The organism is Rhodococcus sp. IEGM 1241 (assembly GCF_033142365.1).
In the GTDB taxonomy this organism is placed as follows: domain Bacteria; phylum Actinomycetota; class Actinomycetes; order Mycobacteriales; family Mycobacteriaceae; genus Rhodococcus_F; species Rhodococcus_F erythropolis.
This window is the reverse complement of record NZ_JAWLSE010000002.1, coordinates 1,052,103-1,069,346: the sequence shown is the minus strand read 5'-3', so window position 1 is coordinate 1,069,346 and position 17,244 is coordinate 1,052,103. Positions and strand designations below refer to the sequence as shown.

Here is a 17,244-nt window from a genome sequence, read left to right as displayed (position 1 = left end):
GCTGTCATGTGAGCGGCCCCGAGTCTGTTCAGATCTTCTTCAGGCTGCCGTTCTCAGGATCGGGCGGCCGCGCCCGGCACCGGGCAGGCATCGACGGCCTCGGCGACCACCTGGGGAACCGTCGGGGGCAAAGGACGCACGCCCGCTTCCCAATCAGCGCCCACGAGAATGCTCGACGCGCCGAGTGCTTCGTTTTCGTCCGGTGTGAATGCCCTTGCTCGACTGAGGAATCTGAATCCTTCAGGAGACTCCAGGCTGAATCCACTGCCGCGGCCGGGCACGACGTCCAGCACCAACTGGGTGTGCTTCCAGGCTTCGAACTGTGATCCGGAAATCCAGACCTGTACAGCGTCGGTTCCGGTGGGAAGGTCTTCGGGAGTCTCTCCGACAGCAAGTCGGAGATCGACGATTCCGAGTAGTACGTCACGGTCCCCGACGATGAATTCGCCTGAGGGATAACACATCGGGGCCGAGCCGTCGCAGCATCCGCCGGATTGATGCATCATCAGTTCGCCGTGAGTCCCGCTGAGGCGGCGCAGGAGGTCAGCCGCCCCAGCGGTGGTCACCAACCGGGGTGGAACGGCGCCGGTATCGGGTGTGTCCGTGGCGCTCATTCCAACCTCCGTGTGTTTGTGCAGGTTTCGCGTGTTGCAGTCTTGCTCACCGGCACCCGCAGCGAGGGGCTCACGGGTACCGGTGGGTCGATCAGAAGAAGCCCTGAGCCTTCTGGGCGTAGCTGACCAGGAGGTTCTTGGTCTGCTGGTAGTGCGAGAGCATCATCAGGTGGTTCTCGCGGCCGATGCCGGACTGCTTGTATCCACCGAAAGCGGCGTGTGCCGGGTACTGGTGGTACGTGTTGGTCCAGACGCGACCGGCTTGGATGTCGCGGCCTGCGCGGTAAGCAACTCCGCCGTCGCGGGACCAGACACCGGCGCCCAAACCGTAGAGCGTGTCGTTGGCGATTTCGATGGCCTCGTCGTAGTCCTTGAACGAGGTGACCGAGACGACGGGTCCGAAGATCTCTTCCTGGAAGATGCGCATCTTGTTGTTGCCGGTGAACACCGTCGGCTGGACGTAGTAACCGCCGGACAGGTCTCCGCCGAGTTCGGCTCGCTCACCACCGGTGATGACCTTGGCGCCTTCGGCCTTGCCGATCTCGATGTACGAGAGGATCTTCTCGAGCTGATCGTTGCTGGCCTGGGCACCGATCATGGTGTCGGTGTCGAGCGGATCCCCTTGGCGCACAGCCTTCGTGCGGATGGCTGCCATCGCCAGGAACTCGTCGAAGATGTCTTCCTGGATCAGCGAACGTGACGGGCAGGTGCAGACCTCGCCCTGATTGAGGGCGAACATCGTGAAGCCCTCGAGTGCCTTGTCCTGGTAGTCGTCGTTGGAGGCAAGGACGTCGGAGAAGAAGATGTTGGGGCTCTTGCCACCGAGTTCGAGGGTGACGGGGATAAGGTTCTGCGACGCGTACTGCATGATCAGGCGACCGGTGGTGGTCTCACCGGTGAACGCGATCTTCTTGATACGCGGGCTGGACGCGAGCGGCTTTCCGGCCTCGACGCCGAAGCCGTTGACGATGTTGAGAACACCGGCAGGCAGCAGGTCACCGATGATGCCGATGAGGTGCAGGATCGAGACTGGCGTCTGCTCGGCAGGCTTGAGCACGATGGCATTACCGGCAGCGAGGGCGGGGGCAAGCTTCCACACGGCCATGAGGATCGGGAAGTTCCACGGAATGATCTGGCCGACTACGCCGAGCGGCTCGTGAAAGTGGTACGCCACGGTGTCGGAGTTGATCTCCGAGAGCGAACCTTCCTGTGCGCGAATAGCTCCCGCGAAGTATCGGAAGTGATCGATGGCGAGCGGAATGTCGGCGTTGAGGGTCTCGCGGATCGGCTTGCCGTTGTCCCACGACTCGGCGAGTGCGATGGATTCGAGGTTCTCCTCCATACGATCAGCGATCTTGTTCAAGATGATCGCGCGCTCGGCGACCGAGGTCTTGCCCCAGGCCGGAGCTGCTGCGTGCGCTGCGTCGAGAGCGAGTTCGATGTCTTCTGCGGTGCTACGAGCCACATCACAGAAATTCTGTCCGGTCACCGGTGTCGGGTTCTCGAAGTACTGACCCTTGACCGGAGCAACCCATTCGTTGCCGATCCAGTTGTCGTATCGAGACTGGAAGGACATGATCGCGTCGGCGGTACCTGGGCGGGCGTACACGGTCATTGCAAGCTCCTATGTAAACGTGTTCTTCCTGGGCGCACCCACCAAATCGGTGACTGCAATCCCACCCCCCGGTGGGGTGTGATTCACAACACTAGGAGTTGCAACGTTGCAAGTACGTTGCGTGCGAGAAACGCGGATGATTCTCAGATGCCCAATTGGCGGTCGAGGAGATCAATTCTTGCCTGGACCTGCGAATACAGCGGAGATTGAGGATCCAACGTGGACAGGTAGGCCTCCCACACGACTGAGTCTTCGCGGCCGTGTACCGACGTGGTCCACCGGGCCAGAAGGTTAGCGTCACCTCCACGCAGCAGAGCTGCCTGGACCCTGGTGCGTAGTTCTTCCCGCACCTCTTCGATGCCGGGAGACGCCGAGCCCGCCAGCACCGGGCCCGAATACAGTTTCATCGCCGTCGCTGCGTCGCCTCGATCCAACGCTGCCCGCACCTCGCCGACATCTGTCGTGAACTCCGTGATGATCCGATAGGGGCGCGAAGCCAGCCGGTCGGCACCGAAAACCTTACGAAGCCGCGACATTTCCGCGCGAATGGTCACTGCGTCGAGTTCGCCCTCGTCGAGCAGGACCGCAAGGTGGTCGGAGCTGAGACCCTCCGGGTGTTCGGAAAGCAGAAGGAGAATCTCGGCGTGACGCTGCGAAATCGGGATGCGGTCACCGCCGCGAACCAGCGTCGGCCGGCCGGCACCGAATGTTTCGAGGCGCGGAGCCGTGGCACTGAGTGGGATGGGCGAGTTCAAGAGATGGAATCGCAATTCCGATTCGGCGGCCGCGACAGTTGCACGGATCAGTGACAGCACTTCGGGAACCGCAACCCTGGGACCACCGGTGATGTCGATGGCACCAAGGATTTGCCCAGTGGTGGGATCGTGGACGGGTGCGGCCGAACAACTCCAGTCGTGCACGGTTCGGTTGAAATGCTCGGATCCGAAAATCTGTACGGAGTGATCGAGAGCAAGCGCCGTTCCCGGCGCATTGGTGCCGACACGATCTTCGCTCCAATCGGCGCCTTCGACGAAGTTCATGGACAACGCCTTGTCCTTGGCCGAGTTGTCACCCTCCACCCAGAGCAATCGACCGTGTGCGTCACTGATCGCGATCAGCAGTCCGGTCTCGGCAGCATCTTCCACCAGGAGTTTCCGAATCACCGGACGGATCAGTGACATGGGATGCGCGGAGCGATATTTTTCGAGCTCCAACCCTTCGAGCATCTCAGGGTTGCCGACCACATCGGGATTTACCCCCTTGTTGCGGCTACGCATCCAGGACTCGAGTACGACCGAGCGGACATGGGAGTCGTCGGTCAGCCCCTGGCCGGGCACGCCGCGGGCATCGATGAACGACTGATGGGCAGACGAAAGTCGCCGCGCGAGTAACGCGACGTCATCGCCTGGCCTGACCGCCACCCACGGGTTGCCGGGCACAGCCTGTTCACGTGCCATATTTTGCGTTCCTCCGCTCCGTGGACCACTGTAACGCCGATCACAGCCCATAGGCGAGAACGACCATTCGGTATGACTGCCGACCCAGCCTGCTGCCCCTCGCGGTCACTCGTCGCCGAGCAGAATGGCGCTTGCTCGTTCCGCGACCATCACCGCGGTCGCATGCGGGCCGCGGGTCGGGATCGTCGGCAGGATTGACGTGTCAACAATACTGAGTCCTTGCGCGCCGATCACACGGCACCGACCGTCGACGACTGCGAACGGGTCCGCCTCGGCACCCATCACGCAACTACCGGACATATGCAGCGACGTTCCCAGGCGGGATTCGACCCACTCATCGGTGTACTCCACAACGGGGCGATCGATCAACCCCGTCTCGGCGATCGACTCGAGAAGATTCTCGGCGATCCGCATCCCTTCCCGAATGGCAGCTCGATCGTGCGCCGACGCGACGTAGTTGTACCGAATACGCGGCGCCCCAGCGGGATCCCGCGATGCCAGTTCGATGCTTCCCCGGCTGTGCGGCGCCATGAGGACCACTCCGACGCCGTGGTCCATGCGAGGCACACCGGGAACCAGTTCGGTGAAAGATGCGGTGTACGGACGGATTTCGATCTCAGCGAGGTTGAGGGCCGTCTCCAGCACCGGAGTCTGCGATCGAATCGTGCGGGGCTTCGAAAAATGGTACGGCAGCAGCACTTCCGGGTGGTCGACGAAGTTCTGTCCGACGCCCGGTCGATCGAGAACGACGGAAACTCCCTGCCCTACAAGTTGTTCCGCTGGACCAACACCGGAATTGAGGAGAATGTGCGGTGTCGCCACCGCACCCGAACACACGACCACATGGTCGGCACGAATGCGTCGGACATTGCCGTCGCCGAGAACGTCGACGCCGATCGCACGGGTACCCGAGAACGCGATACGAATGACGTTCACTCCGGATTCCACCCGCAGATTCGGCCGGTGCAACGCCGGCATCAGATACCCGATCGCCGTACTGATCCGACGATGATCCGACACGTTCAGTGGCACTCGGCCCACCCCGAACGAGTCCGGCGCATTCTTGTCGACGTCGTCGGGAAAGCCTGCTCCGAGCGCTGCCGCATGAAACTCGCCGCTCAGTGGATGCAGTTGGTCCCACGCTCGACGCTCGACCGGGATCGGTCCGGCGGTCCCGTGGAACTCGCTCTCGAAATCACGATCCGTTTCGGACTTCTTGAAGTACGGCAAGACGTCGTCGTATCGCCATGAACTCGGCCAATTCTCGAAATCAGCACGGGTCGCGCGGGTGAAGTACGCACCGTTGACGGCTCCGGATCCACCGAGTGTCCGCCCCCGCGCAATTGTGGACGCCCGACGCGGCGTCAGTTCGACCGGATAGGTCCACGTGTATTCGCTCGCAGGTCCGACCGGCAGTCGGTACGGATCACCCAGGACGTCCGGGAGTTCGAGCGCCGATCGATATCCGCTTCCCGATTCGAGGAGCATCACCGTGGCGGATGGATCTTCACTGAGCCTGGCTGCGACCACGCAACCACACGTGCCACCACCGACAACCAGGAAATCTGCGTAGTCGGCTTCTGTCACTTGGTGATTCGAGGTTTCAGCGCCGCCCAGTCGCGGGCGTCGAATGCGCCACGCCAGAGTCCGGCCCCATACGCGATGTCGTCGGCTCGTTTGAAGAAGACGTACCGAACCGGTCCCAGCCCGCCTGGCTCACGGTGGCGATACCAGTCCACCAAACCTTCGGTGACTGCTGCAGCGACGGCCAGCCGCCGAATTCGCCTGGAGGCGATCACCGCCAGGAGCGTCACGGGCCAGTAGTGACGACACATTGCCGAGGCGAGTTGCCAGAATCCGCCGACAACTCCCTGCGCGGTGAGGATCGCCGCGATCCGGGTGGGTTGACTCAGGCCGGTGAACATCTTTCGCAGCCGGTAAACGGTAAACAGCAAAGCGCCGAGTGCGCCGGCAAGACCGGAACGGGTCAGTGTTGCAGCGGCGATACACGCGAAGAGCGTCGAGAACGACATCGCCATCGGCGGAACCGAACCCTCGTGTCTTGCAGCCAACGGCGCCGCACCCGTGCCGTAGAACGCTCTCCTGGCGAACCACTTGTCGAACTGAACTCGATGATCGTGGGCGACATGCGCAACCGGTTCGTACCTCAGTCGCCAACCCGCAGCCTGCAGTCGCCAGCAGAAATCGACGTCCTCGGCTACTTGGAGACTCTCGTCGAAACCGTTGCATTCGAGTGCCACGTCGCGCCGGACGATCACGGCGGCGCTGGGGACATAGGCGACCGGACTGCCCGACTTCACCGCAGCTTCCTTGCGTCCGAGGTCGAGAGACGATCGCATGTTCTCGTACCGCGCCAGCGCCGTCCCGTACGGATCGAGGGCCACGATGCGGGGTGCAACAAGGGCAACCCCCGGATCGCTGAAGTGGCCCAACATCAACTCGAGCCAACCGGCACGCGGTATGACGTCGGAGTCCAGAAAAGCTACGAAACATGTTTGGGCCGAACGCAATCCCGAGTTTCTCGCTGCCGAGGGTCCGCGGGCACTCTCGTGCCGGACCACTGTGATGGTGCCGGTGCCCGGGCAGGCGCGACGGGGCTCCACCGGCACTTCCGAACCGTCGTCGACAACGATGACGGTCAGATCCTTGAGAACGGGCAATAGGCGTTCGACGCCGGCCTGGTTGTCCTTGACCGGAATCACGACCGTGACATCGGCAGCGGACGGCGTCGACATCGGACGAGGATTCGCGACACCTGAATCGAGAAGGTGTCGCGCAACCGCAGCGCTCTGCTGATCGACCACCTCGAGGAAGCCGTCACCGATCATCGCCGCAGCCGTCGGCGCCAGCTTGAGCATCCGCGTCGGAGATCCGCCGATGAGTACCCGGCCACCCGAGTACGTGCGCACCTTGGGGTCCAACCGAATGCCGAAGCCGTCGGGGAGTCTTGCTGGTCGCATCAGATGATCGTAAGGGACGTAGCCCGTCGTGCTGCAACTCGTCGCAGCCTCGAAAGCCGTCGCAGGTGGACCGTCCGCCCCCACTCGGTCGTGGTCGTCACCGAAGCCTCCCATCTGGACCAGGCTCCCACCGGGCCAGTCCATCCGTCACGCGTCCTACCAACTCACCGAAGATGTATGCGCCGTCTTCGGCGGTAGCCCCGACTGGATTGCCGAGAACGCCGTTTTGCGACACAGCGACCATACCGCCCGAACGCATTCCTGGCATCAGGTCCGCGATAGGAGACAAATTTCCTGTCTCAGCAAGGCTCATGTGCACCAAATCGGGCGAAAGGTGCAGCAATAGGCTCGTTTCAGTGTGTCCGGCATGAGCGTCGGCACCCGCAACAGCGCACGGCACCCAAGCAGCATCACGCCCCTCATACCGCAGAAGTGCCACCGCTTTGGCCAATGCGGGACCATTTCCGCCGTGGCCGTTGACGAACAGCACCCGCTTCGTCCATCGGAACGCCGACCTTCCGTATTCGACGACGACGGTTTCCATAGCCTCGGCACCGATCGAAATCGTGCCGGCAAACCCTTCGTGTTCGCCGCTCGCCCCGTATTCGATGGCCGGGGCCACGACGACGTCGGGCAGAGCCTGTGCGACTGCTCTCGCGATCCGAGTGTCGGTATCGAGAGGCAGGTGCGGTCCGTGTTGTTCGAAAGAACCGACCGGGACCACGACGGTGAGCGCAGTGCCCTCGAGCGCAGGACTCGGGATGGCAGCAAGGTCACGCGGAGAACTCATCCCCCGATCGTATTGGTGTGGGCCCCTCCCACCGCAACACTGCATGCGGATACACCGGGGCATTTTGTTGTGCCCCGGCGTATTCGTCAGTTGTCGCGGTTCACGCCGCTGTCGGTGGGCTGTTCCCGCCGATCGGCTGTTGATACGGATCCACCGACATCGGCGGATAGAACACCGATTTACGATCCGGACCGATCTCCACCCGCCACTCCGTGTGATGCAGCGTCTGGTGATGATGACCGCACAACAGAATCAGATTGTCGAGATCCGTTGGGCCACCATCACCAGTGAACAATATGATGGGCATCGCACCACCCCGACGGAGTTCCGCACCCGGGAAACGCACACCCACCATCACGAACCGCCAACACCCGCCGCTGCGGCGCCGTCGCCGTTCTCACTTCCTTGCCGCAGTCGAGCGGAACACCATTCTCGTCCAACAAGATCCGCGTCACGGTGCAGTCGCACGCCAACATCCGCGCAGTGTCGATACTGATCGGGCCCACCCAATCCGTCCACGCAAACCCGAGCTCTTCTGTCGACGGCAACAAATCCTTCAACGCTTTCAGGTCGGTCACGTCTTTCGCACTGGCGGTAACGGTGATGTGTGGTTTCACCCCGCCCTCGACCGGACCCAACCCCGCCCGCTCGTACCGCCGCAACAATTCGCAGAACCCATCCGCCCGCCGTAATGCCGGAGTGCGAGTGTCCTTCACGCCGTCCTTCTCCGGCGTCGGCGCCGACAGGCTCGACAGCAACGTGATCAACCGCGCCCCGTTTACAGCATCCAGATCACCCTTCACAGTGACCCGCCCGTACAAACCTTTCGAGGCATAGAACTCGTTACGCTCCGAATCCTCACCCACCGGGACACCGTCCTCACGCTTGCCGTACTGCTTCTCGATCCGCCGAATCGCCGCCCGCACCGCATCACAATCCGCAATGTTCTTCGACGCCAACCCCAACAGAATCCCGCGAGCCTTGTCCACATCCGCCAGGGTCATGTTCTTCGGCGGATGCTGACAAAACGACGCCACCTGCCGCGCCTTCAACGCATCAACGTCACCGCGATGGAATGCATCCGCGACAACAGGTTCGAGCATCAACAACCGCGCCAACCCGACCAGCAGACTGCACTCACCGATCTCCAGATTCGTCGACCCGTGCAACCACTGCGCGATCGCCCGAAAACCCTTCCCGACCACAGTCTCCCGGGAAAACATCTCCACGATCAGCAACACCATCCGCGACTGCAACTCGTGCCGGGCGCGCACCAGATCGAGAACCTCACTCTTGAGGCCCTCACCATCCAGCTGCCACGCATCCCGACTGTCCATGCTCAAAGTTTAATCGAACATACTTTCGAGAACCAGAGACAAAACGGACGACTTATATCGCCAACGCGGCCCGATGCCCCTCGATGACGGCCGCGTGCGAACGCCTCGGAGACAAGGCGTCACCGATGCGAAATTTCTCGAAACAGCTTCCCTGCAAGGTGTTCCACAACTCGTCGACAGGTTCCTGCTGTGTCGCGAAGACCACCCAGTCGACTGCAACTTCCTCGGTCACACCCGTCGGAAGGTGAACCAAGCTCACGAGCGGCGAGGCCCCAGCGCTCACCGAAGTCACCATCAGATCTGTCCGTTGACCGATCGACTTCTCGAACGCTCGGCGGTTCCACCCCTCGAAATCCAGGGTGATGCTCAGGTCCTGCGCGACCACCATGCCGTTGGTCGCGATCGTGACGGCACAGCCTCGATCAGCGAGGAACTCCGCCACCGACGTACCTTGATGGAATCCCAGTTCGTCGTAGACGAGCACCGTTCCACTCGGCAGAATCTTGCCGTCGAGAACGTCTCGAACACCCACCACACGCTCTGATCCACCCGCCCACGCCGGTCGCACAGGCCGCGCTCCGGTTGCAATCACGACCACCTCGGGCGCGCGCTCCTTCATGATCGCGAGATCAGCTCCAGCATCCAACTCGATCGTCACGCCGCTTCGGCGACACTCAGATTCGAGATTCCGGACGAGGTCGGCGAGCTCACGGCGAGCCGGTACCACCGAGGCGGTAAGAATCTGTCCCCCAAGTCTTCGTTCACGCTCGAACAGCGTCACCGCATGACCTCGCTGGGCCGCTGTAGCCGCAGCTTGCAGGCCGGCCGGGCCGCCACCGACCACCACCACCGTGCGGCCCCGTCGCCGCGGCATCGGCAGCGGTACCGATTCCCGACCGGCGCGCGGATTTTCGGTGCACCCCAACCAACGCCCCAGACCCATCCGCCCGACGCATTCCTGGTTGCAGGACAGGCAGGTTCGCACCTGTGACGATTGACCGGCACGCGCCTTGTTCACAAAATCCGGATCGGCGATCTGCCCGCGAACTACGCCCACCAGATCGCATACACCGTCCTCGAGTGCGGCTTCGGCTTGCTCCGGCGTCTTGAAACGGCCGACTCCGACGACTGGAAGATCGATGACCTCCCTGATCGCAGACGGGACGAAGTTGGCGTAGCCGGTGGGTACAGCCATCGATGCTTCGACCAGATGCAGTGTTTCCGTGGCCATTCCGACGGTGGTATTGATGTAGTCGACGTGACCGTCAGCTTCGATGAGTTGAGCGGTGGCTACTGCGTCGGACAGTTCGATGCCACCCCGCGTTCCTTCGTGTCCACTCAGGCGCACACCGAGGACACGATCCGGGCCGATGGCCTTACGCAGTACCCCGAGCACTTCGAGAAGGAACCGTGCACGATGTGCCACGCACCCGCCGTAGCGATCGGTGCGCAGGTTGGTCGAGGGTGCGAGAAACGCGCGCACGATGGACGACTGCGACGCCTGCAATTCCACCCCGTCGAAGCCACCGGCAACGCAGTTGCGCGCAACAAGGGCGAACCCTGCGAGAATCTCGGCAATGTCCGCGGCGTCGACAGCCTTGGGCACCTCGCGGAACAACGGATCCGCAACGGCGCTCGGCGCCAACAGCGGCGATCGCGAATAGGTTCCAGCGCCCTGACCCCCATTGTGGTTGATCTGCGCGAGAATCGACGAACCATGCGCATGAACGGCGTCGGTGATCCGCCGGTATCCCTCGATCGCTTCCGGCCGATAGCCCGCAATCATCTTCTCGTACGGTCGATCCGAAGGATGCGTCGAGTGCTCCTCGGTGATGATCAGACCCGCACCGCCGCGTGCCCGCGCCTCGTAGTAGCTCGCGTGCTGCTCCGTCGGCAACCCGTTCTCCGCGTAATTGGTCAGGTGTGCGGAGAACACGACCCGATTGCGGAGTGTCAGGTTGCCCAGGCGCAGTGGCGCGAAGAGGCGCGGGTACGGCGTCATCAGACCTTGGAGTTTCCTTGATCGAGAGCGATATGACTTGCCGTGACGGTGCGTGAACCGTCACCCGCGAGCCACAGAACGGTATCGGCGATCTCGTCGGGTTCGGCGAACGCGATGTCCGAGAGGATCGGAGTGAAGTTGGGAAGGTACTGCGGAAACTTTGCAAATACCTCGAGAGCGCCCTGGTCGACCCCCATCGGCGTATTCACTCCGTAAGGATGGATCGAGTTGACCCTGATCTTGTACTCCCCCAGTTCCTTTGCCGCGGCCTGCGTCAGACCGACGAGACCGAACTTGGCGCTCGCGTAGTGCGCCTGTCCGGGCAGCGCCTTGAGTCCGGCCACCGAACTGACCACGATGATCGATCCACCGCGCCCACCCTCGATGATCGCCGGCACCGAGGCCTTGAGGGTTTTCCAGACTCCGGTCAGGTTGATGTCGATCAGAGTTTCCCACTGCTCGTCCGACATTTCCCAGAATCGATTCCAGTTGCAGACCCCGGCGTTGGCGACCACGATGTCGAGACGTCCGAACTGTTCGACGCCGTCCTTGACCACCGCGGTGAGCGCTGCGCCGTCACGGACATCGACCTCGCGGGCGAGGATCTTCCCGCCCTCCGCTTCCACCAGACGTATCGTCTCGGCAAAGTCCTCGGAAGTTGCTGCGTCGTAGGAATTGTCCGACGCCACCGACGCGCATACGTCGACCGCGATGATCGCTGCTCCCTCGCGCGCCATCTTGACCGCGTGCGCACGTCCTTGACCGCGCGCTGCGCCGGTGATGAAAGCAACGCGACCTTCGAGCGAACGAACTGAACCCTGTGTCATGAGATAGCCCTCTCTGCAGAATTGAAACTCGTTCTAGTAGTAAACCCTGCAAAGCGCCCTTCGCGGATGGATTCGAGAACAGTTCTCGGGGCAACCGAGTCGCCCACCTGAATGTCGGCCTCTTCCTTCAGCGTTTCGTTCGGCAGACGAGGCGAGCAGTCGATCACCACTTCGCACTCGAGCTGTGACCGCTCGCCGGTATGGACGTGTTCGACGCAGACGGCCCCTCGAGCGATTTCGGTGACACGTGACGCGAGCACCCTGGTGACCCCGGCCTGCTGGATGCGCGTGTTGGCGCCGACCAGATCCCCACTCGCACCGAGCCTCGAACCGACGATGCTGTCGGGAGTCACAATCGAGACGGAGATGCCATGGGCCGCGAGTGCTTCTGCGAGCGCCACCGCGATCGGTCCACCGAGGGGATCGATCAGCGCGACCGGACCCGGCCCCACGGTGCTCAACTTCTCGAAGGCTTCCGACGCATCCAACCATCGAACCGAATCGTCGACCGGATACGTCGGCGGCCTCGCAGCACTACCGGTGGCAACGACAACAAACTCGCCCCGGCTGCGTGCGTCACCCAGGTCTTGGGCGTCGAGCGCCGCCCCGGTCCGCATCGTCACGCCGCTACGACGGCATTCGTCCTCCAACCACTGCGCGAGGAGTGCGAACCGGCTACGGCCGTCACCTCGCGCAAAAGTTCGGATCATGCCGCCGAACTGCGATGAACTCTCGACGAGTGTGACCGAGTGCCCCACCACCGCCGAGATCCGTGCGGCTTCCATCCCAGCGGGGCCACCCCCCACGACCAGCACGGCTCCCGGTGTCGAAATCTGCTCTCGCTCATCGGGGTCCACCGTCTCGAAACCCGCGCTCGGATTCCCGACGCACGTCACGACAGGATTGCGAGGATCACGCACGAGGCACGCCTGATTGCAGAGCACACACGGCCGGGGACGATCGCCGCGCGCGGCTTTCACAACCAGGTCCGGGTCTGCGATCTGGGCCCGGGTCATCTCGACGAACTCACCTACTTCCAGCGCCGCGTGAGCGTCGGCGATGTCCACGACGCTCCCCTGCACGACAACAGGAATCGACAGAGCGGCCTTGATCTCACGGCACAGATCGAGGTTGAAGTTCGGCGGGCAGTGAAAATCGGGGCGGTACCGGTCAGACGAATAGAGTCCGCCACGAACGACGACAAGGAGATCGAGGAACGGAGACACTTCACGCGCGATACCGATGGCAAGATCGGGCGTCAGGCCCGCCCATGGAGCTTCCTCGTCACAGGACAACCGCAGGGAGACAACGTGATCCGACCCGACTTCCTCGCGCACTGCCGAGATGACCTCGCGAACAAGAGCAACGCGATCGCTACCGTATCGGTCTTGCCGAGTGTTGGTCAGACCCGAAAGGAATTGTCGCAGAATGCTTCGAGGACCGGCATCGAGTTCCACTCCGTCCATTCCCGAAGCGACGGCCAGCGCCGACGCCTCACGGAAGCCGACTATCAGCTGGTCGATTTCCGGCTGCCCCATTGCCATCGGCAACTCACGCGTCGCCGGGTCGGCCACTCTTGACGGTCCCCACAGCACCGACTGGGAGTATGCGCTCGATCCCTGCATGCCGGTATGACCGAGCCCGGCCAGAACCAGCGTTCCGTACGGAGCACATGCAGCCGCGATCGACTGCCACCCCGGGCCACATTGCGACGCCAACGGCGCCCGCTCGTACGGCCAGTCGTTCTCCGATACCGAGGCCACTTCGGTGACGACGATCCCGGTTCCGCCCTCGGCGCGGCGCTGGTAGTACGCACGGTGCCGATCGGAAAGCGAGCGTCCCACAGCAAGATTGGTCTCGTGCGGACCGAAAACAACCCTGGACCGGACGAGGCGTCCGGCCAGGGTCGTGTGTTCGTCGAGTGTCAACTCACAGCTCTATCGGAGCCGTAATCTCAGCTGGCACCCAATGTGCGTGTGAAGCCTTCCGGAATCACCAGGTCCGCCGGGCTCAGTTCGGTGATGGACGAGTGGCCGAGGCCCATCAGCCCCGAGTCGATGCCCATCCGCATGAGGTCGAGCACGTTCTCGACACCGGCCTGGCCGTTGGCCGAGAGGCCCCACAGGTAGGCGCGCCCGAGCATGACGGCCTTGGCTCCGAGTGCGAGCGCCTTGACGACGTCGCCGCCGCGTCGAATGCCGCCGTCGAGAACAACTTCCACCTGATCGCCCACGGCCTCGGCAATGCCCGGGAGCACACGGATCGGCGCCGGGGTGCCGTCGAGGTTGTTACCACCGTGGTTGGAGACCGAGATAGCGGAGACACCGGCGTCGACAGCTCGCTTGGCGTCGTCGATGCGCATGATGCCCTTGAGCATGAACGGTCCACCCCACTGCTCACGAAGCCAGGCGATGTCTTCCCACGTCGGAAGCGGAGTCTGCATCCACTCGCCGTATGCGCCGAAGAACGTCGGTGCAGGCTGGCCGGGAGCCGCGAGGTTGGGGGTGGTCAGGTCCGGGATCTTGCCGGTCTTGGCGAACTCGAGCAACCACTTCGGGCGCATGATTCCCTCGGGTGCGAACTGGAACATCGCCTTGAGGTCCATCTTTTCGGGGATGGACGGGCTGCCCCAGTCGCGACCGTACGAGAAGGACCAGTCGGTGGTGATGATCAGGCCCTTGGCACCGGCAGCGCGAGCGCGCTCCATACGCTGCAGGAGCACGTCGCGGCTGCCGACCCAATACATCTGGAAGAAGACCTGCGGGTTGGCCGCGGCAACTTCTTCGATGGACTTGCTGGCAAAAGAACTCAGTCCGATGGCTGTTCCCCGTGCTGCAGCCGCACGGGCTACCGCTACTTCACCGTCGGGGTGCACTGCCTGCACACCGGTCGGTGAAATCATGACGGGCAACGAAATGTCCTGACCCATAATGGTGGTGGACATCTCGCGCTTGTCCGACAGCCCGGCAGCGTGGGGAGCGAAACCCAATTCGCTGAATGCCGCGACGTTGTCGTCGACCGTCAGCCCTTTCTCGGATCCCGCTACCAACGCCGCGTACACGGACTTGGGCAACCTCTTCTTCGCACGGCGCTGTGCTTCTGCCACCGTCTCGAAGAAAGCATTCTTAGCCATTGAACTGACCTCTCTGGGGTGCAGCTTTCGCCGCACTGTCGGTATCGCGCAGTAGTTACTGCATTCCCGCAAGCGGGTTTTCGTCACAAATCTTGGCGGGCGGACGCATCATCAGTGTCAGTGGCACCGATGCACGTGGGGTCTTACGTTGACCGGAACGGGAGTGGTCGACGCTGGACTTCGGGACCTCTCCCGCCGACGCCAGTGCCATTTCACCGTTGCCGATGACGCACTCGGGGTCAGGTCCGTCCATCGGCAGTCCGGTGAAGAACTTGGCCGCCATGCAGCCTCCGCGGCAGGAGTCGTAGTGGTTGCACTTGCTGCAGGCGCCACCGGTTTGGGGCGAGCGCAGCTCCTCGAACAGGTCCGAGTGCTGCCAGACTTCCTGGAATCCACCGTCTTTCACGATGTTTCCGGCGAGGAACTGCTCGTGAATCGCGAAGGGGCATGCGTACACGTCACCGACCGGGTCGATCAGGCACACGACGCGGCCCGCGCCACAGAGATTGAGACCGGGCAGTGCATCGCCGAAGGCGGAGAGGTGGAAGAACGAGTCGCCCGTCAGGACGCCTTCGCCATTGGCGACCAGCCAGTTGTAGAGCTCACGCTGCTGCTCCGGACGCGGGTGCAGGTCGTCCCACACGTCGGCGCCGCGGCCCGAAGGACGCAGTCGAGTGATGCGCAGGGTCGCGTCGTACTTGTCCGCGAGAGCCTTGAACTCGTCGAGCTGACTGACGTTGTGCCGCGTGACGACCACCGAAATCTTGGCGTCCTTGAAGCCGGCTTCCTTCAGGTTCGCGAGAGCGCGCTCGGCCATCGCGAACGAACCAGGCCCGCGCACAGCGTCATTGACCTCAGCGGTGGCACCGTCGATGGAAATCTGCACGTCGACGTAGTCACTGGCTGCGAGGCGCGCCGCGACCTTCTTGTCGATCTTCACGCCGTTGGTGGAGAACTTCACACCAACCTGGTGGTCGGTCGCGTAGTCGACGAGCTCCCAGAAGTCGGAGCGTACCGTCGGCTCGCCGCCACCGATGTTGACGTAGAAAACCTGCATACGCTGCAGCTCGTCGATGATGGACTTGCACTGTTCGGTGCTCAGCTCGTTGGGGTCACGACGACCCGACGACGAAAGGCAGTGCACGCAGGACAGGTTGCAGGCGTAGGTGAGTTCCCACGTCAGGCAGATGGGGGCGTCGAGTCCGAGTTCGAACTGATCGACGAGGCGACCCACCTTGGCGGGCGGGGAGGGCTGTTCAAGAACTGAGGTCATGGCTGTGTCCTCGCGAAGAAATGAAGCGGGCGAACGTGCGGAAGGGCTGTTCCGCACGTGGGGGCGAGCGTCTGGCTCAGACAGGCACGATCATGTGCGAGTCGGCGAGAGTGCTCAGCGCGCGGGCATATTGGGGAGCCGCGTCATCTTCGATGCCTTGCGCACGTAGTGCGGACCGGACATCAGGATGGTCTGGCAACGCCTTGACCACCGCAACGATGGTCGTGTTCTTCAGGAACGACAGCTTGCGTGTTCCGAAGTGGTAGAGCAACGCCCCGAAAGGTTCGGGGCGAAGCGCTACCTGCGGGTGGAGTTTCCACCCCGCATCGAGATCCAAAGCAGACACGGTCAGTACACGCCGCACATGCCGTCGATGGAAACTTCCTCCACGAGGGACTCCTCGACGAGGTCGTTCTCGAGCGCCTTGTTGTCACGATCTGACATGGATTCCTCCTGCGGTCGCACTCCGTCTGGAAGTCTGTAGATCAGACTTCCAACCTGGGAGTTGGTGGTCACTAGTGGGACTTCACTGTGACTCGGTTCACCACTGTAATGGCATCGAGTGCAGAATGACACACATGGAGCGAAAAAAGTATGCGTAGCCGCAAGAAACCGTCCGCTCGGATAGGTCGTCGCCCCTCCACAACGAAGGAGGGAATCAGCACGATCGGGATCGAACTGTTCTCGACAGTCGGCTTCAACGAGGTGAGCGTCGACCAGATAGCCGATGCCGCCGGCATCGCGCGTCGGACCTTCTTTCGCTACTTCCCGTCCAAGAACGCCGTCCCCTGGGGAGACTTCGACGGACATCTCGACGAGATGCGCGAGCACCTGGATTCACTGCCCGCTGATATTCCGTTGGTCGACGCACTCGAATCCGCATTGTTGACGTTCAACACCTTCCCACCGGAAGAGACTGCGGTACATCGCAAACGGATGGAATTGATCCTCGAAGTTCCGACGCTTCAGGCATACTCTGTGGTGATGTACGAAGGTTGGCGGCAGGTGGTCGCCGACTACGTCGCACGCCGAATGAATCTCGAGCCGACCGATCACGGCCCACGCACGGTCGGCTATCTTCTGCTCGGGGTCGCGATGTCGGCGTACGAGCAGTGGCTCACCGACGATTCACTCGAGCTACCGGAACTCTTGAAAACAGGTACGCAGTCCCTGCGGACCGGTATCAGCACCTGAGAAAGCATCACCACCTGAGAA

The 17,244-nt window shown here is 62.5% G+C and carries 14 protein-coding genes and 1 pseudogene; 1 reads left to right on the top strand and 14 read right to left on the bottom strand.

All coding sequences use genetic code 11. The annotated features are described in order from the left end of the window. Nucleotides 1–53: 53 nt before the first annotated feature. The 14 genes and pseudogenes from R4P70_RS14790 to mftA all read right to left on the bottom strand — a co-directional run bounded on the left by R4P70_RS14790 (nucleotide 54) and on the right by mftA (nucleotide 16,473). Nucleotides 54–614, bottom strand: coding sequence for a DUF779 domain-containing protein (locus R4P70_RS14790; protein ID WP_003942021.1), 561 nt, complete (start codon nucleotides 612–614; stop codon nucleotides 54–56). A gap of 91 nt (nucleotides 615–705) precedes the next feature. Beyond that, the gene (gene adh / locus R4P70_RS14785; RefSeq protein ID WP_007730158.1) at nucleotides 706–2,229 is read right to left on the bottom strand and encodes an aldehyde dehydrogenase; all 1,524 of its coding nucleotides are present in this window, start codon (nucleotides 2,227–2,229) and stop codon (nucleotides 706–708) included. A 143-nt stretch (nucleotides 2,230–2,372) separates the two neighbouring features. Continuing rightward, nucleotides 2,373–3,686, bottom strand: a complete 1,314-nt coding sequence (locus R4P70_RS14780) for a helix-turn-helix domain-containing protein (RefSeq protein WP_047268928.1) — start codon at nucleotides 3,684–3,686, stop codon at nucleotides 2,373–2,375. 105 nt (nucleotides 3,687–3,791) lie between these two features. Further along, nucleotides 3,792–5,273, bottom strand: coding sequence for a mycofactocin system GMC family oxidoreductase MftG (mftG, locus tag R4P70_RS14775; RefSeq protein WP_050656077.1), 1,482 nt, complete (start codon nucleotides 5,271–5,273; stop codon nucleotides 3,792–3,794). Further along, nucleotides 5,270–6,667 carry a mycofactocin biosynthesis glycosyltransferase MftF gene (gene mftF / locus R4P70_RS14770; protein ID WP_050656085.1) on the bottom strand — a complete coding sequence of 466 codons (1,398 nt, stop codon included), beginning with the start codon at nucleotides 6,665–6,667 and terminating at the stop codon, nucleotides 5,270–5,272. Before mftF ends, mftG begins: the two co-directional genes overlap by 4 nt. A gap of 97 nt (nucleotides 6,668–6,764) precedes the next feature. After that, on the bottom strand, nucleotides 6,765–7,457 hold the full coding sequence (gene mftE / locus R4P70_RS14765; protein ID WP_042922382.1) for a mycofactocin biosynthesis peptidyl-dipeptidase MftE: 693 nt from the start codon (nucleotides 7,455–7,457) through the stop codon (nucleotides 6,765–6,767). A gap of 100 nt (nucleotides 7,458–7,557) precedes the next feature. Further along, nucleotides 7,558–8,794 (bottom strand): annotated as a pseudogene (locus tag R4P70_RS14760) (DUF222 domain-containing protein). A 52-nt stretch (nucleotides 8,795–8,846) separates the two neighbouring features. Then, on the bottom strand, nucleotides 8,847–10,796 hold the full coding sequence (locus R4P70_RS14755; RefSeq protein ID WP_050656076.1) for a mycofactocin system FadH/OYE family oxidoreductase 2: 1,950 nt from the start codon (nucleotides 10,794–10,796) through the stop codon (nucleotides 8,847–8,849). Next, nucleotides 10,796–11,623: a mycofactocin-coupled SDR family oxidoreductase gene (locus R4P70_RS14750; RefSeq protein ID WP_003941966.1), complete on the bottom strand. Its 828-nt coding sequence runs from the start codon at nucleotides 11,621–11,623 to the stop codon at nucleotides 10,796–10,798. The genes R4P70_RS14755 and R4P70_RS14750 overlap by 1 nt, the downstream gene beginning before the upstream one ends. After that, complete coding sequence (locus R4P70_RS14745; RefSeq protein ID WP_050656075.1) at nucleotides 11,620–13,551, bottom strand: mycofactocin system FadH/OYE family oxidoreductase 1; 1,932 nt, start codon at nucleotides 13,549–13,551, stop codon at nucleotides 11,620–11,622. Before R4P70_RS14745 ends, R4P70_RS14750 begins: the two co-directional genes overlap by 4 nt. A 26-nt stretch (nucleotides 13,552–13,577) precedes the next feature. Then, the gene (gene mftD / locus R4P70_RS14740; RefSeq protein ID WP_003942047.1) at nucleotides 13,578–14,756 is read right to left on the bottom strand and encodes a pre-mycofactocin synthase MftD; all 1,179 of its coding nucleotides are present in this window, start codon (nucleotides 14,754–14,756) and stop codon (nucleotides 13,578–13,580) included. Nucleotides 14,757–14,811: 55 nt separating this feature from the next. Then, on the bottom strand, nucleotides 14,812–16,029 hold the full coding sequence (gene mftC / locus R4P70_RS14735) for a mycofactocin radical SAM maturase (protein ID WP_003942089.1): 1,218 nt from the start codon (nucleotides 16,027–16,029) through the stop codon (nucleotides 14,812–14,814). 76 nt (nucleotides 16,030–16,105) lie between these two features. Then, complete coding sequence (gene mftB, locus R4P70_RS14730) at nucleotides 16,106–16,393, bottom strand: mycofactocin biosynthesis chaperone MftB (protein ID WP_007728309.1); 288 nt, start codon at nucleotides 16,391–16,393, stop codon at nucleotides 16,106–16,108. Beyond that, nucleotides 16,378–16,473 carry a mycofactocin precursor MftA gene (gene mftA, locus R4P70_RS14725; RefSeq protein ID WP_063836238.1) on the bottom strand — a complete coding sequence of 32 codons (96 nt, stop codon included), beginning with the start codon at nucleotides 16,471–16,473 and terminating at the stop codon, nucleotides 16,378–16,380. Before mftA ends, mftB begins: the two co-directional genes overlap by 16 nt. 150 nt (nucleotides 16,474–16,623) lie before the next feature. On the opposite strand from mftA, the gene mftR reads away from it, so the two are divergent. Further along, complete coding sequence (gene mftR, locus R4P70_RS14720; RefSeq protein ID WP_007728311.1) at nucleotides 16,624–17,223, top strand: mycofactocin system transcriptional regulator; 600 nt, start codon at nucleotides 16,624–16,626, stop codon at nucleotides 17,221–17,223. The last annotated feature ends 21 nt before the right edge of the window (nucleotides 17,224–17,244 follow it).